Source organism: Acidisarcina polymorpha (genome assembly GCF_003330725.1).
Classification (GTDB): Bacteria; Acidobacteriota; Terriglobia; order Terriglobales; family Acidobacteriaceae; genus Acidisarcina; species Acidisarcina polymorpha.
The window spans coordinates 4,770,606-4,783,960 of sequence record NZ_CP030840.1; the positions used below are offsets into that span (position 1 = coordinate 4,770,606).

Consider the following 13,355-nt stretch of genomic DNA (forward strand, 5'->3'; position numbering starts at 1 on the left):
AGAATCTCGCGCTGAAAAGAATTCGGTCGGGCCAATGGTCAGTTAAACTTGGCGACAAGCCATGGCGACCCCCCGCGACGACGCTCAAGAAGTATTGCCGGATCCGCTGGCGACGGAGCCGGAGTTCCTGGTGGGCGTCGACGGCCCATTGCCTACACCGCAAATCCCCAAAGGGCGTCGCGCCGCCGCCACGTTTATCTTCTTGACGGTGGCGCTGGACATGTTGGCGATGGGGATGATAGCCCCGGTGCTGCCGCGGCTGATTACGAACTTCCTCAACGGCGACACCGTGAATGCCGCCCAGATGCTGGGGATCTTCGGCACCCTCTTTGCGGCAATGCAATTTTTCTTCTCTCCGGTATTGGGCTCGTTGTCGGACCGCTTTGGGCGTCGTCCGGTGGTGCTGCTCTCGAATTTTGGACTCGGCTTCGATTACATGCTCATGGCCTGGGCGCCTGCACTCGACTGGCTCTTCGTTGGTCGCGTCATCTCCGGGTTGACTGCATCGAGCATACCCACGGCCATGGCCTACATGGCGGACGTCACGCCGCGGGAAAAACGCGCTGCCGCCTTCGGCATGTTGAATGCGGCCTTTGGGATGGGCTTTGTGCTCGGGCCGGCGCTTGGTGGAGTATTAGGCAACGTGAATCCCCGATTGCCTTTCTGGGTCGCCGGCGGATTAAGCCTGATTAACGGGATGTATGGCCTCTTCATCCTGCCGGAGTCGCTTGCCAAAGAACATCGCAGTCCCTTCTCCTGGAAGCGCGCGAACCCGGTTGGATCGCTTTCATTGTTGAGCCGTAATCGCGTCCTGCTCGGCATCGCCGGCTTACTGCTGCTTGGCTATATCGCCCAACAATCCTTGATGAACGTCTACGTCATCTACGCTGATTACCGGTATCACTGGACCGACAGAACGGTAGGTCTCTCGCTGGCGTTGGTCGGGATCTTTTCTGGAGTTTACGGCGCGTTGCTCGTCAAACCCGTGGTGGCGTGGCTTGGCGAACGCAAGGCAATGGTCCTGGGGTTTGTCGGCGGGGCGGTTGGTTACTCCATGTTCGGGCTCTCCGCCACCGGTGTGCTTTTCTGGGCGGCAATCCCATTTCTGAACATGATGTCTTTCGCATGGCCGTCCGCCCAGAGCATCATGTCTCACGAGATCGGCCCCTCGGAACAGGGACAACTCCAGGGCGCCGTGAATAGTCTGCGCGGTATCGCGGGCCTCTTCGGCCCCGGACTGTTTACCTACGTTTTCAGCAAATCGATCGGCCTTCATGCCCCGGTCCAGCTGCCGGGGACGCCTTTTTTCCTGGCGGCGGCCATGCTGGTCGCTGGGCTTGGCTTGATGATCGTCATTCGGCAAACGCGTACCACCTAGCTGCTCCCGGGGATGAGTAATGAGGTGCGCTATGGCTATTCATCCTTCCCTGGCCGGGCCATCAACTCGCGCATGGCATCGAGCGGCGACCTTCGTCCGCTCAAAATTGCGGCAACCTGTTCGGTAATTGGCATTTCAATTCCATGACTGTTCGCCAGATCCAGAGCGGCGAAGGTTGTCCTGACACCTTCTGCCACTTTGCCATCGAGGCCGGTCAGGATCTCTTCTAATGCTCGCCCCTTACCCAGTTCCATACCGACGAGTCGATTGCGCGAGAGCGAACCGGTACAGGTCAAAACCAGGTCTCCCAATCCGGAGAGGCCTGCCAGAGTGGTGCGGCGGCCCCCGCAGGCAACCGCCAGCCGGGTGATTTCAGCGATGCCGCGAGTAATGAGAGCGGCGGCTGCGTTGTGACCGAGGATGAGGCCTGTCACCACTCCTGAAGCAATGGCGATCACATTCTTGAGCGCCCCGCCAAGTTCCACTCCCACTAAATCTTCATTGGTATACAGGCGCAGAGTCGCGCTGCTGAACTCGCGTTGAATTTTTGCGGCGAATGCATTCTCGACGAAGGCGATCGTCAACGCCGTCGGAGAGCCGGCCGCGACTTCCTGAGCGAAGGACGGGCCACTCAGAACCCCGCAAGGCGGATTCAGCGCCGAGCTGGCCAGTGTCTGCCGGATCACTTCAGTCATCCGCAGGAGGGTTCCGTCTTCGATCCCTTTCGTGGCGCTGACCAGGATCTGTTCCTTTCGCAGCCAAGGAGCGAAATGCGTATAGGTCGCGCGTAAATGTTCGGAGGGCACGACGCTGACCACGATCTCAGCATCAGCAACCGCTTCTATCGCTTCGGAGGTAATGGTCAGGGCAGCCGGCAAGGCAAAGCCGGGAAGATGGCGAAGATTCTCCCGCTGCTGACGCATCTCCGCTGCTGCCGCCGGGGAGCGCGTCCAGAGAACCACATTGTGATCGCTTCGCTGGCTCAAATGAACTGCCAGGGCGGTGCCCCACGCGCCGCTTCCTAGAATGGCAATACGACTCATGGAGCAGATTGCTCCCGGGATTTGCCGAACCGGTATTCGGTCCCCCGCAAAAGGCGATTGAGGTTCTGACGGTGCTTCACGATGACGAGTAGAGGGACCAGCACGATGACGACTTCGAACATGGAGGTACGACTCGCGCGACTCACATAGATGGCCGCTACAGGAAAGACGAGCGCCGCCACGATCGAGGCCAGGGAGACATAGCGCCAGATCAGCAGGACGACGACGAAGATCGCCAGTCCGCTCACCGCTGCGACCGGCGACAGTGCGAGGAAGACACCCAGGGAAGTGGCGACTCCCTTGCCGCCCTTGAAGCGCAGCCACATGGGATACATATGACCGAGGATGGCGAAAAGGGCTGCGATCGCTGCAGCGTCTTGAGGGACAGCCGCCATTCCGCCAAACCAGCGAAGTATCCAGCCAGCGGCCAGTACAGCAAGGTAGCCCTTGGCGGCGTCCAGGAAAAATGTCAGTAGACCGAGCCCTTTGGCGCCCGACCGGACGACATTTGTGGCTCCAATATTTCCGCTGCCCTTGGTTCGTATATCTTCTTTGCGAAACAACAGTACGAGCAGGAATCCAAACGGAATTGAGCCAAGAAGGTAAGCGACTGCAGCGACAAATAGGTAGGGCAAAAAAGCCATGCGTTTCTGAGTTTAGCAGTGGTGACGGCACGCTACGAAAACACAGCCGCAGACGTAGGCTGAATCACCTACCGGCCCACTCGTCTTGGAGCACACGATACGCTGATCGCCTAACGCTTATTTCGCCCAGGCAAGGCCGTCAGCGCCCTTGCCCGCGTCGATCAGCGTCTTTACCTTCCATTCAGAAAGATCGATGACCGCGACCTGACCTTTGACGTTGCAGGAAATATAGGCGGTGTGCCCGTCTGGGTTGAGGAGCACCTCTTGCGGCGCCTCCGGAACGTCGATTGTCTTCGCCACTTTCAGTGTGGTGAGGTCGACGACCGCGACCTGGTTGGCCGAGGGCACGGTCACCAGGAGCCAATGGCCATCGAGGGTTGCACCTGTGCCGTAACCCTCACCGGGAAGCGCCACCCAGTTCTTCACCTGGTTGGAGGAAGTATCGATGACTGCCAGACGCGGCTGGGTTTGATCGGCAGTGAAGGCCATGCGGTCGTCGCGCGAGACCGAAATGCGCTGGGTATAAGCGGAGATTGGGATGACGGCGATCGTCTTGCGCGCCTTCATGTCCAGCACGGAGACGGTGCCGGGTTTGACATTCGCGGTGTAACCGCGATTGCCGTCGTGCGAGAGGGCCAGCATGTGCGAAAAATCCTGCGTGGTCGGAATGGTTCCTACGATCTTAAGCGTCTTGGGATCGACGATGGTGATGTCTTTATCGAGTTCGGTGGTGACGTAAAGCTGGTTGCTGCCAGAATCGAAGATCGGGCAATGAGGCCGTACCCCATGTCCGAAATCGACGGTTCCAGTCACTTTTCCGGAGGGTATATCGATAATTGCCATCGTGCTTCCATCGGTACCGGGTTTGGCCACGCCCGAGTTCCCGTAGATCGGTACATACGCAGTGCGTCCGTCGGGCGAGGCTGCAACTTCATGGCCCGTCACTCCGCCGACCGGCACCGCACCGACGAGATGTCCGGTTGCCGGATCGAGGATGCTCAAACTGCGATCTCCCTGGTTCGCGACGAGCAAAAGCGGAGAAGCGGTGCTCTTGGCCTGTACTGGTCTGTTTATCCCGGCAAGAGTAAGTCCTAAGCAAACGATCAGAACGCACGGAATTGTATAGATTCTCATCGTCGACGAGGCTATCACGCCGCTCTCCTGCTTTCAATTTGCTTCAAACGGAGGGCTGAGATGAATTGAGGCTGGGCTCGAGATCCTCGCACGACAGGATAGCGGGATGCTTCTGGCAATCGATGTCCGAGATGAGATCCAACATAACTTCCACTTACAAACTTCTTTTCCGGCGTTGGTTCGACGTGCTACTCTTCGTGAGAGCGGAGTTACGATGAGGAAACCAGTCGAATCATTGAGCGGCGAAACCCCCACTCCGTCGATGCGCCGGTTCGCCAGCTCGACCGCTCCCCGCAAGCATCTTCGCGTTCTCCCAACGCGAACTCGCCCTAGTCTTTTCGGCGACTAATCTCCGCTGCTAACCGCCTGGATCCTCGTCGTGTCCGGCGAGAATGGACCCGACCTACCTGCTCCCAGCTGTATGCTCCGGACTCCGGCCCCTGCAAGGAGAGATTTTTATGCCAAATGGCAAACACATACTCGAATTTCCCTCGGCTCCTTCGAGCCAGGAGTCCAGTGCCGCCCAATATGGGCCGAAGCTCCTCGGGCCTGTACCGGGACCGAAGGCGCGTGCCATCATCGAGGCCGATGACCGGCTGATGTCGCCGAGTTACACGCGCTCATACCCGATGGTTGCTAAACAAGGGCGCGGTCTTCGCGTAGAGGACGTCGATGGCAACGAGTTCCTCGATTTTGCCGCCGGCATTGCCGTTACCTCTACCGGCCATTGCCACCCGGAAGTCGTTGCGGCGATCCAGAAGCAGGCTGCGGAGCTGATTCACATCTCCGGCACCGATTTCTATTACGAGAGCCTGGTCACCTTCGCCGAGCGCCTGTCTGCAGTAGCACCGATGCCGGGACCGCATCGCTTCTATTATGGCAACTCCGGCGCGGAGGCGGTTGAGTGCGCGCTCAAGCTGGCGCGATACCACACCCAGCGGCAACAGGTCATTGCGTTCTTTGGCGCATTCCATGGCCGTACCATGGGCGCGCTCTCGCTGACTGCCTCCAAGCCTCAGCAGAAGCGGCGTTTTTCGCCCCTGGTCCCCGGCGTCACTCACGTTCGTTATCCCTACGCCTATCGCGGCTGTAGCGGCGGACCGCAAGCTGAAGAAGCATTTGCGCTCGGCTGCGCCCGCTACATCGAAGAAAAGCTTTTTCGGACCACGATTGCTCCCGAAGAGGTTGCCGCGATTTTTGTGGAGCCTATTCAAGGGGAAGGCGGCTACGTGGTGGCGCCCACGATCTTCATGCAGGAATTACGCAGGATTTGTGACAAGTACGACATCCTGCTGGTTGCCGACGAGGTCCAGTCGGGCGCCGGGCGGACGGGGAAGTGGTGGGCCATAGAACATACCGGCGTCGAACCCGATATCGTGTGCATTGCCAAAGGGATCGCTTCTGGAATGCCGCTCGGCATCTGTATGGCCCGCGCCGGCATCATGGACTGGGTTCCGGGTTCGCACGCTTCTACCTTCGGGGGAAATCCCGTCTCGATCGCAGCTGCGCTCGCAACCATGGACATCCTGGAACGGGAAGGCATCTCCAACGCCGCTCGGATGGGCGAGGAGATGTTAGACCGGCTGCGCGAATGGCCGAAAAAACATGCGATTGTGGGCGACGTGCGGGGTCGCGGATTGATGATTGGCATCGAAATTGTCAAGGATCAGGCATCCCGTTCCGTCGCTGGTTTGTGGCGCGACCGAATTGTCGAGCTCGCCTTCGAGCGCGGCCTGCTTATCCTCGGCTGCGGAGAAACCTCGATCCGCCTCGCGCCGCCGCTCATCGTGAACACCCAGGAAGCAACCATCGCATTGGAAATTCTCGAAGAATGCATCTCCCTGGTTGAAGACGAGTTTTTGCCGAACAAAACCACTTCCCGGTCAGGCCAGGAACTCGCGACTTCGAACCATGGAGGAACCATGGAGCTTGAAGGCGCCGGAAGATGAACCAGGCAGTCCTTGGGCCAACGGCAGCCGCCGCGGGATAAAGTATTCGCATGGAACTACCTTGCATCCAACGGCGTACTTGACTGCAGCACCTGATCGCGTCCCCCGGAGGCCGTGCTTGGCGAAGTTTTTGTCCCGCTCTTTAAACACGGAACTCGTTCAACTCCGTCGCCTGTTCGTTGGCTTCGCCTTCCTGCTCTGCCTGCTTGCGCCCGGCATTGCTCGTGCCCAAAGCCGCGATGTCGTTCAATTCGGAAACGACATTGTCATTCGTGATGGAGAAGAAGCGCACGACACGGTCTGCTTTCTCTGCTCGATCCAAATCGACGGCACGGTGAATGGCGACGTCGTCGCTTTTTTTGGCAACATTCACGTGCGCGGACATGCCGAGCACGATGCCGTCGCCTTCCTAGGCAACGTCTCGCTGGGTGACAATGCCAGCATTGCTCAGGATGTCGTTGTCTTTGCCGGCAGTCTCCGCGTCGGGAGCAATGCCACGATCGGAAATGATCGGGTCGTCTTCCCCATCTTCGTACTCCTCCTGCCATTGCTGTTGTTGGGCGGAGTTGTCGCTCTGATTATCTGGGCGATCCGTGCTTTGTTGTTCCGTCCTCGAGCTGTCTACCCTATGCCTCCGCCTCGATAGCGGTTGGAGTAAAGCTGAATCTCTTGGGACGCTTATAGCACCTTAAGAGCACCTATCGCAGCAGATGGCTACTACCCGGTATCAATGTGATTCCGCTTTACTAGAAAACGACGCCGATACATCATCCTTTTGCGCCTGATCTGTATCCTAGACGCGGATGCGTCGTGTTCTCCTGTTTGTTAATCCGATCTTCGATCAGCGTGCGGGTCATCGCAATGCCATCGGACGCATTGCAAATTTGTTGCGCTCCGCCGGTTTGTCGGTCGAAGTCCATGAGACGCTCTCGGCACAATCCGCGGGCGATCAGGCCCGCCAGGGCATTGAAGACGGCTTCGACACAATCCTGGTCTGCGGAGGCGACGGCACCGTCTTTAATGTGATCCAAGGGGTCGCCGGCACGGAAATTCCGGTTGGGATACTGCCGTTCGGTACCGGCAATGTATTGGCGCAAAACATGGATTTACCGCGCAATCCTGTCGAGGCTGCCCGAAGGCTGCTCCAGTCGACGCCCCGTCGAACTCCGCTAGGGAGGATCACGCTGGAAGTGCCCGACCTGCCTTCCGATTTATCACCCAGCGGACTTCCCCGGCGGATGAGGGAGAAGAGCTGGTACTTCACGATGGCGGCCGGTATGGGATTGCATGCGGCCTTGATGAGCGCTTCCGATGGGTGGGGTAAACGCGCGATCGGACGTACATCCTACTATCTCGCCGGAATGAGCCTGCTGCTGCGGCACCGCATTCAGCCCTTCGAAGTGGAAGTCACGACCACGGCAGGGGAGGTCTTCTGCCAGCGGGTTTGCGAGGCGATCGCCGTGCGCGTGCCAGAACTGAATCGCTGGCGTCCGGGCGGACGGCTCGAAGAGCCCTCGCTCCGCCTCGCCACCGTCGACGCGACTGGACGGTGGGGATTGGCCTCCGCCAGTTTCCAAGCCCTTGCTCGCACTGCTTCGAAAAACGGAAGCTCGGCCAGCCGGGGAGGCGCTCCTGAGGTCCGCTATACGGACGCGCTTCGCGTCGTCTGCCGTCCTGTTGCAGATTACAACTACCTGGCGGCGGTGCTTGCCGAAGCCGATGGTGAGGTGCTTGGAGCCTCTCATGCCGTTCTTGATATAGCCAAAGAGTCGTTCTATCTGCTGTGGCCTTCGTGAGGCCGCCAGGGAGCCAGTAGCGCCCTAGGATGCCTGGTTTCCCCATATGTCAGCCGGAGCTTACGGGGTGACCTCCCGGATGATGATCAACGGCGACCGCGTGACCCGTCGCCGCAAAGTTGGGGCCACCACTTCCTCCGATGTAGGTCGAGTAAGCTAATACTGGGTCAATGACTAACTCGCGGATATGGTCATAACCAGCGACGTTGAAGCCGACGGTGTTCTTCGCCAGCAGAATAAAGCCTGCGTTAATTGGTTCCTGCCGCCCGTTCTTTGTCTGGTAGATGACCGGCCTGTGGATTGGGATCTCTGCGTTGCCCGCCGAGACGATCAGGTCCCCATTCGAAGCGGATGGAGCCCGCCTGCTCCGGCGAAGCGCAGCCGCACCGCCTTCGGATCCGCCCTCGGCGCAAGGACAAAGTCAATAATTCTTGATGAAATCCAGGGCAGCGCTCTCGTTGGTGCGTCTAAGTTCTCAGCTAAGACGTTCAGCCGCGCCGTGACGATTAGGCAAACAAGAACAGCGGACACGTATCTTAAATACATGCAGCGATACATACGGCCTTTGGAAACTATGCGGTCTTTCAACTTCAGGATGCTTACGGGAAAGATGCAGCCACGCGCGGCGGGCACAGGGAGACGGTGGCTGCTTTTGTTTAGCGCGCTCTTAATTGCTTGTGCCGGGTTCCCCTGGAGGGCCTTTGCGGGAGCGCCGGTGATCTATCCTGAGTTCGCCGATGCTCATGCCGAAATCCAGCAGGCGCTGTCCATGGCGGCCAAGGAGCATAAGCGGGTCATCCTCGATTTCGGAGGAAACTGGTGTGCCGAATGCCAGGTGCTGAACCAGTATCTCCACGATGAAAACAACCTCAGGCTGCTGGTTTCGAATTTCGTGCTGGTGCACATCGACATCGGCCACATGGATCGAAATACCGATATCGCTAGCAGGTATGGAGTGCCGATTACGAAGGGAGTACCCGCGTTGGCGGTGCTGAGTGAACATGGCAAAGTCCTCTACAGCCAGAAGAACAAAGAGGGTGAGGCGATGAGCCGCACGGATGAGGCCTCGGTCACCGAATTTCTCAATAAGTGGAAGCCTTAGCTGTCATCCCTGCTCCGGCGGGATGGAGGCTTCGGGCGTAGAATACGTCGAGAGACTAAACGGTTTCATAGCGGTCTATTGGGAGATGTTCATGAGTTCTTTGGTTACAAGTCTGGGTCCCGACACGCAACAGCGCCGGGCAAAGATCGTTGCAACGCTGGGACCTGTGTCCAACACTGAACAGTCCTTTCGTCAGCTGGTTCGTGCCGGTTTGGACGTGGCCCGTCTGAATTTTTCACACGGAATCCACGAAGAGAAGTTGAAATTGATAGAGATGGTTCGCGAAGTAGCCCGCCAGGAGGGGAAGTCAATTTGTATCCTGGGAGACCTGCAGGGCCCGAAGATTCGTACCGGCAAGCTCGTCGACCACACACCGGTCCAACTGGTTGCTGGACAAACTCTGACCATCACTCCGCGTGATATCCTCGGCACTTCAACCCTGATTGCGACCACATTCGTGACGCTTTCAGAGAATCTCGAATCCGGTTCCCGTATACTTCTGTCCGATGGATTGATCGAGTTGAGCGTTCTCCATGTAAATGGCGGAGACGTCGAGTGTACCGTCATCAATGGCGGCATGCTTGGCGAGAACAAGGGTATCAATTTGCCCGGGATTGCGGTGCGGGTTCCGTCGTTGACCGAGAAGGACGAGATCGATCTCGAATTTGCGATTCAAAGCGGAGTGGATGCGATTGCCGTGTCGTTCGTCCGCACGGCCGACGATGTACGGCATGTGAAAGATCGGATTGCCGCGCTGGGCGCCGATACCTGGGTGATCGCCAAACTCGAGAAGCCGCAGGCAATCGACAATCTGGAAAGCATCCTGGAGGTCGCCGATGGCGTGATGGTGGCGCGTGGTGACCTCGGTGTCGAGGTTCCTCCAGAGAAAGTTCCCGCGATCCAGAAGCACGTCATTCGTCGCGCCGGCGAGTACCGAAAACCAGTCATCACCGCAACTCAGATGCTCGAGTCGATGATCGAGAATCCTCGGCCGACCCGGGCCGAGGCCAGCGACGTCGCTAACGCGATCTATGATGGCACCGACGCGGTCATGCTTTCGGCCGAGACTGCAGCCGGTAAATACTCTGTCGAAGCGGTCAAGATGATGGCCAAGATCGTTGTCGAAACCGAAACCCAGATGCGCGACATGCCGCACGATGCGCACAGCAGCCGGGCGCGCCTCTCGATTGCCGAAGCGATCTGCGAATCGATGGCCCATGCAGCGGAGGACCTCGATATCAGCGCCATTGCGGTCTTTACCGAGTCGGGAGCAACCGCCCGCCAGCTTTCGAAGTATCGTCCGCGTCCGCAAATCTATGCGCTCTCGAATATCGAGGTCGTGATCAACCGCATGACCCTTCTCTGGGGCGTCATTCCGATCATCTGTGCCAAGAATTACACCACCGAACAGATGGTTGCCGAGGCCGAGCGCATCCTGGAGGAAAAGGGATACGTACACTCCCGGCAGATTCTAGGCATCGTTGCCGGAACCCGCACCAAGTCCGGTTCCACTAACTTCCTGCGGCTACACGTTCTCGGCGACAGCATCACCGAGACCCCCGAATCCGTCAGGGAAGCGGAACTGGCCATCCACTAAAACTAAAAACCACGAAGCCTTGTCTTTTTTGAATGTCGTGGGCCTTCGATCAAGGCCCCAGGTTGAGCATGTCTGTATTTGACGAATATCGCGAAGAACTCGAAAAGCACGAATTCATGATGGGAACGGCGCGCGGGCGTTTGGCAGTCTCGCTCGACCGCCTCACCGATGCGCTGATTCTCATCGGGCAGCACGGAGTGTATTGCACTTCGAGCCGCAATCCCTCGAAGCCCGCGCTCGATCTCGAGGTGGTGCTCAAAGAAATTAAGAGCGCCAAGGAATTGGTGCAATCGGTGATGGAAGAGTTACGCCGGGAGCGTGCAGCGGCGGCAGAAGAAGCAAGTAAGCCGCACAAATAGTGGAACCGCTATACGTGCTTTCTGCGTCCAAACGGGCATGAGCCTCGTTCGAGCAGTCGTCGCGGTCGCTGTCGGAGTTGTCATCAGCGCTCCAGTCTCTGCCCAACCTGCAAATTCCGGCGTGATCGTGCTCAAGGATGTTCGTCTGATCGACGGAACTGGCATGCCCCCCCTCGTGCACGCCACAATCGTTATCCAGGATGGCCGCATAGCCGCGATCGATACCGGCTCGAACCCGAAGACCCCGCTTCACGCGCAGGTCTACGAGTATTCCGGGAAAACGGTCATTCCCGGCCTCATCAATGCTCATGGACATCTCGGCCTGGTTAGCGGCACCGAAAATTCGGCCACAGCATTCACCCATGACAATGTCGTCCGTGAATTGAAACAGTACGAAGGCTATGGAGTGACAGACATGCTCTCGCTCGGCGGCAACCGCGACCTGGTCTTCGACCTGCGCCGCGAGCAGCAGGCCGGAATGCTAGGCGGTGCTGACATTTTTACTGCAGGCCGCGGGATCGGCGCGCCGGGAGGCGCACCCCCTCTTCCCCTTGGTCCCGACCAGATCGATCGCCCTACGACGGTAGACGAGGCCCGCGCCGATGTTCGCTCGATGGCCGCGCAGAAGGTCGACATCATCAAAATCTGGGTGGACGATCTGCACGGCAAGGTCCCCAAAATGAAGCCAGAGGTCTACCGGGCGATCATCGATGAGGCGCACAAACAGCATCTCCGCGTGGCGGCCCATGTCTATGCCCTCGCCGACGCGAAATCGCTGGTCAGTGACGGGGTGGACGTTCTTGCGCATAGTGTTCGCGATCAATTCGTAGACGAGGAACTGATTGCTGAGATGAAACGCAACCGCACATGGTACATCCCGACCTTCACCGTCGATGACTCGTTCTTCATTTACGCGAGACACCCGGAGTGGATGGATACACCGTTCTTCGAGGCTGCGGCTGGTCCGCAACTGGCTGCCATGCTCAAGAGTGCCTCCTATGTCGCGAAGGTCAACGGTGATCCGTCGACTGCCCAGCATGAGAAGGATTTTGAGAATGGACAGGAGAACCTGAAGTTGCTTTTTGATGCCGGCGTTCACATCGGATTTGGAACGGATTCGGGGGCGATGCCGAGCCGCATTCCTGGTTTCGCGGAGCATCGCGAACTGGAATTGATGGTCCGGGCCGGGCTCACCCCGATGCAGGCGATTGTCTGTGCGACAGGAAAGAACGCCGAACTGCTCCAGGCGGAAGATCGCGGCACGCTCGTAGTGGGAAAGCGCGCCGACCTCCTGGTGCTTGACGGAAACCCGCTCGATGGCATCACCAATGTCCACGAGCTGGTAAGTATCGTTCATGATGGCCAGGTAATTCGCCCGATGGCGTCAACGGCTACACCGCGATAGCTATTTCGAAGCGGCGCTCACCGGAACAAAAACGTCGGTGTTCTCCCAGATCAGGTGCAGTTCGGTCTTGTTGCCGTGGGTATTTTCGAACTTGATGGCAAACTGTTCGACTGGCGCCGCCGGAGTCGGACCCTTTTGCATGTCCGTGCGACCCAGGTCCTGGGGCTCATTGTAGACGGTGCCCCATTGCCCAGTCTGTTTGTTCACGATCAGCTTCCATTGGGTTTCAGAGGGTAGGGAATAGATGGTGTAGGTTCCGGCCGGAACCTTCAGGTCGCCGATCATAATGGCGGTTTCGGTCTTAAGGGTGGTGGCGGGATTGGCGCCGGTGCGCCAAACCTCGTTGTAGGGGACCAGGCCGCCAAAGATTTTGCGCCCCTTCATGAAGGGAGTGTTGTAGTCGATGGTGACTAGCTTCCCATTAAGTTCAACGTGTGCTTTTGCCGGGGGACTCGGTAATTTCTTACCGTAATCATTGGAGGCGTTAGCTTCCTGGGCTTGAAGTGAGAGAGTAGCCAGCGAGCCGAGCAGCAGGCTGGCGATGGTACAAAGCAGTTTCTTTTGAAGCATGAGGTCAAAATCCTTAACAGCGAAAATTAGAGACGGCGATGGCCGCCGCTCTCGAAGAAGGCTACACCATTCCTGAAGTTCGCGGGAGATTGCCGGTGGCGGCTGCTGGTTCATCTCTGCTGCAGAGAAAGCACCCGGAGTGTGCCATCCGGGACTCGATTGGATCCAGACGACGGGCGTAGTATTCTGTAGGAAGGCACCCGTAGCTCAGCTGGATAGAGCGAACGCCTCCGAAGCGTTAGGTCGCAAGTTCGAATCTTGCCGGGTGCACCATCTCTCCAGCACTCCTTCGATTTTCTCCGCCGATGTCTTCCCAAACATTGAAGCCATTTGCTTGTCGAAGCATACCGTTCGTTTAGGCCTCACTCATTTTCGAGA

The 13,355-nt window shown here is 58.2% G+C and carries 13 protein-coding genes and 1 tRNA gene; 9 read left to right on the forward strand and 5 right to left on the reverse strand.

Features of this window, described 5'->3' with window-relative positions; translation table 11 throughout:
• The first annotated feature begins 61 nt into the window (after positions 1–61).
• A complete protein-coding gene (locus ACPOL_RS20125; RefSeq protein WP_114208640.1) occupies positions 62–1,378 on the forward strand; it encodes a TCR/Tet family MFS transporter in 1,317 nt (438 codons plus the stop codon).
• Positions 1,379–1,413: 35 nt separating this feature from the next.
• Here the strand turns inward: ACPOL_RS20125 and ACPOL_RS20130 are convergent, their stop codons facing one another.
• The 3 genes from ACPOL_RS20130 to ACPOL_RS20140 all read right to left on the reverse strand — a co-directional run bounded on the left by ACPOL_RS20130 (position 1,414) and on the right by ACPOL_RS20140 (position 4,067).
• Positions 1,414–2,421 (reverse strand): NAD(P)H-dependent glycerol-3-phosphate dehydrogenase, encoded by a 1,008-nt coding sequence (locus ACPOL_RS20130; protein ID WP_114208641.1) that lies wholly within the window; start codon positions 2,419–2,421, stop codon positions 1,414–1,416.
• Complete coding sequence (gene plsY, locus ACPOL_RS20135) at positions 2,418–3,065, reverse strand: glycerol-3-phosphate 1-O-acyltransferase PlsY (RefSeq protein WP_114208642.1); 648 nt, start codon at positions 3,063–3,065, stop codon at positions 2,418–2,420. Before plsY ends, ACPOL_RS20130 begins: the two co-directional genes overlap by 4 nt.
• 117 nt (positions 3,066–3,182) lie before the next feature.
• Positions 3,183–4,067, reverse strand: a complete 885-nt coding sequence (locus ACPOL_RS20140) for a cytochrome D1 domain-containing protein (RefSeq protein WP_236656913.1) — start codon at positions 4,065–4,067, stop codon at positions 3,183–3,185.
• 590 nt (positions 4,068–4,657) lie between these two features.
• Between ACPOL_RS20140 and ACPOL_RS20145 the strand changes: the two genes are divergently transcribed.
• The 3 genes from ACPOL_RS20145 (at position 4,658) to ACPOL_RS20155 (ending at position 7,944) form a co-directional block, all read left to right on the forward strand.
• The gene (locus ACPOL_RS20145; protein ID WP_114208644.1) at positions 4,658–6,148 is read left to right on the forward strand and encodes an acetyl ornithine aminotransferase family protein; all 1,491 of its coding nucleotides are present in this window, start codon (positions 4,658–4,660) and stop codon (positions 6,146–6,148) included.
• A 118-nt stretch (positions 6,149–6,266) separates the two neighbouring features.
• Positions 6,267–6,794 carry a hypothetical protein gene (locus ACPOL_RS20150; protein ID WP_114208645.1) on the forward strand — a complete coding sequence of 176 codons (528 nt, stop codon included), beginning with the start codon at positions 6,267–6,269 and terminating at the stop codon, positions 6,792–6,794.
• Positions 6,795–6,951: 157 nt separating this feature from the next.
• Entirely contained in the window at positions 6,952–7,944 is a 993-nt protein-coding gene (locus tag ACPOL_RS20155; RefSeq protein ID WP_114208646.1) for a diacylglycerol/lipid kinase family protein, read from the forward strand.
• 49 nt (positions 7,945–7,993) lie between these two features.
• Here the strand turns inward: ACPOL_RS20155 and ACPOL_RS36850 are convergent, their stop codons facing one another.
• Positions 7,994–8,278, reverse strand: coding sequence for a DUF7948 domain-containing protein (locus tag ACPOL_RS36850; RefSeq protein WP_479686130.1), 285 nt, complete (start codon positions 8,276–8,278; stop codon positions 7,994–7,996).
• A 318-nt stretch (positions 8,279–8,596) separates the two neighbouring features.
• On the opposite strand from ACPOL_RS36850, the gene ACPOL_RS20160 reads away from it, so the two are divergent.
• The 4 genes from ACPOL_RS20160 to ACPOL_RS20175 all read left to right on the forward strand — a co-directional run bounded on the left by ACPOL_RS20160 (position 8,597) and on the right by ACPOL_RS20175 (position 12,407).
• Positions 8,597–9,046: a thioredoxin family protein gene (locus tag ACPOL_RS20160; protein ID WP_236656914.1), complete on the forward strand. Its 450-nt coding sequence runs from the start codon at positions 8,597–8,599 to the stop codon at positions 9,044–9,046.
• 91 nt (positions 9,047–9,137) lie between these two features.
• Complete coding sequence (gene pyk / locus ACPOL_RS20165; RefSeq protein WP_114210939.1) at positions 9,138–10,643, forward strand: pyruvate kinase; 1,506 nt, start codon at positions 9,138–9,140, stop codon at positions 10,641–10,643.
• 68 nt (positions 10,644–10,711) lie between these two features.
• Complete coding sequence (locus tag ACPOL_RS20170) at positions 10,712–11,002, forward strand: hypothetical protein (RefSeq protein ID WP_114210940.1); 291 nt, start codon at positions 10,712–10,714, stop codon at positions 11,000–11,002.
• A 37-nt stretch (positions 11,003–11,039) separates the two neighbouring features.
• A complete protein-coding gene (locus ACPOL_RS20175) occupies positions 11,040–12,407 on the forward strand; it encodes an amidohydrolase family protein (RefSeq protein ID WP_114208647.1) in 1,368 nt (455 codons plus the stop codon).
• On the opposite strand, the gene ACPOL_RS20180 is transcribed toward ACPOL_RS20175, so the two are convergent.
• On the reverse strand, positions 12,408–12,977 hold the full coding sequence (locus ACPOL_RS20180) for a DUF2911 domain-containing protein (protein ID WP_114208648.1): 570 nt from the start codon (positions 12,975–12,977) through the stop codon (positions 12,408–12,410).
• A 196-nt stretch (positions 12,978–13,173) separates the two neighbouring features.
• Between ACPOL_RS20180 and ACPOL_RS20185 the strand changes: the two genes are divergently transcribed.
• Positions 13,174–13,250: transfer RNA gene (locus ACPOL_RS20185), tRNA-Arg, on the forward strand.
• The last annotated feature ends 105 nt before the right edge of the window (positions 13,251–13,355 follow it).

Bases quoted from the DNA above. Each gene is read 5' to 3' on its own strand.
- ACPOL_RS20155 (WP_114208646.1), top strand. From the start codon at position 6,952: ATGCGTCGTGTTCTCCTGTTTGTTAATCCGATCTTCGATCAGCGTGCG.
- ACPOL_RS20125 (WP_114208640.1), top strand. From the start codon at position 62: ATGGCGACCCCCCGCGACGACGCTCAAGAAGTATTGCCGGATCCGCTG.
- plsY (WP_114208642.1), bottom strand. From the start codon at position 3,065: ATGGCTTTTTTGCCCTACCTATTTGTCGCTGCAGTCGCTTACCTTCTT.
- ACPOL_RS20130 (WP_114208641.1), bottom strand. From the start codon at position 2,421: ATGAGTCGTATTGCCATTCTAGGAAGCGGCGCGTGGGGCACCGCCCTG.
- ACPOL_RS20175 (WP_114208647.1), top strand. From the start codon at position 11,040: ATGAGCCTCGTTCGAGCAGTCGTCGCGGTCGCTGTCGGAGTTGTCATC.
- ACPOL_RS20145 (WP_114208644.1), top strand. From the start codon at position 4,658: ATGCCAAATGGCAAACACATACTCGAATTTCCCTCGGCTCCTTCGAGC.
- ACPOL_RS20170 (WP_114210940.1), top strand. From the start codon at position 10,712: ATGTCTGTATTTGACGAATATCGCGAAGAACTCGAAAAGCACGAATTC.
- ACPOL_RS20180 (WP_114208648.1), bottom strand. From the start codon at position 12,977: ATGCTTCAAAAGAAACTGCTTTGTACCATCGCCAGCCTGCTGCTCGGC.
- pyk (WP_114210939.1), top strand. From the start codon at position 9,138: ATGAGTTCTTTGGTTACAAGTCTGGGTCCCGACACGCAACAGCGCCGG.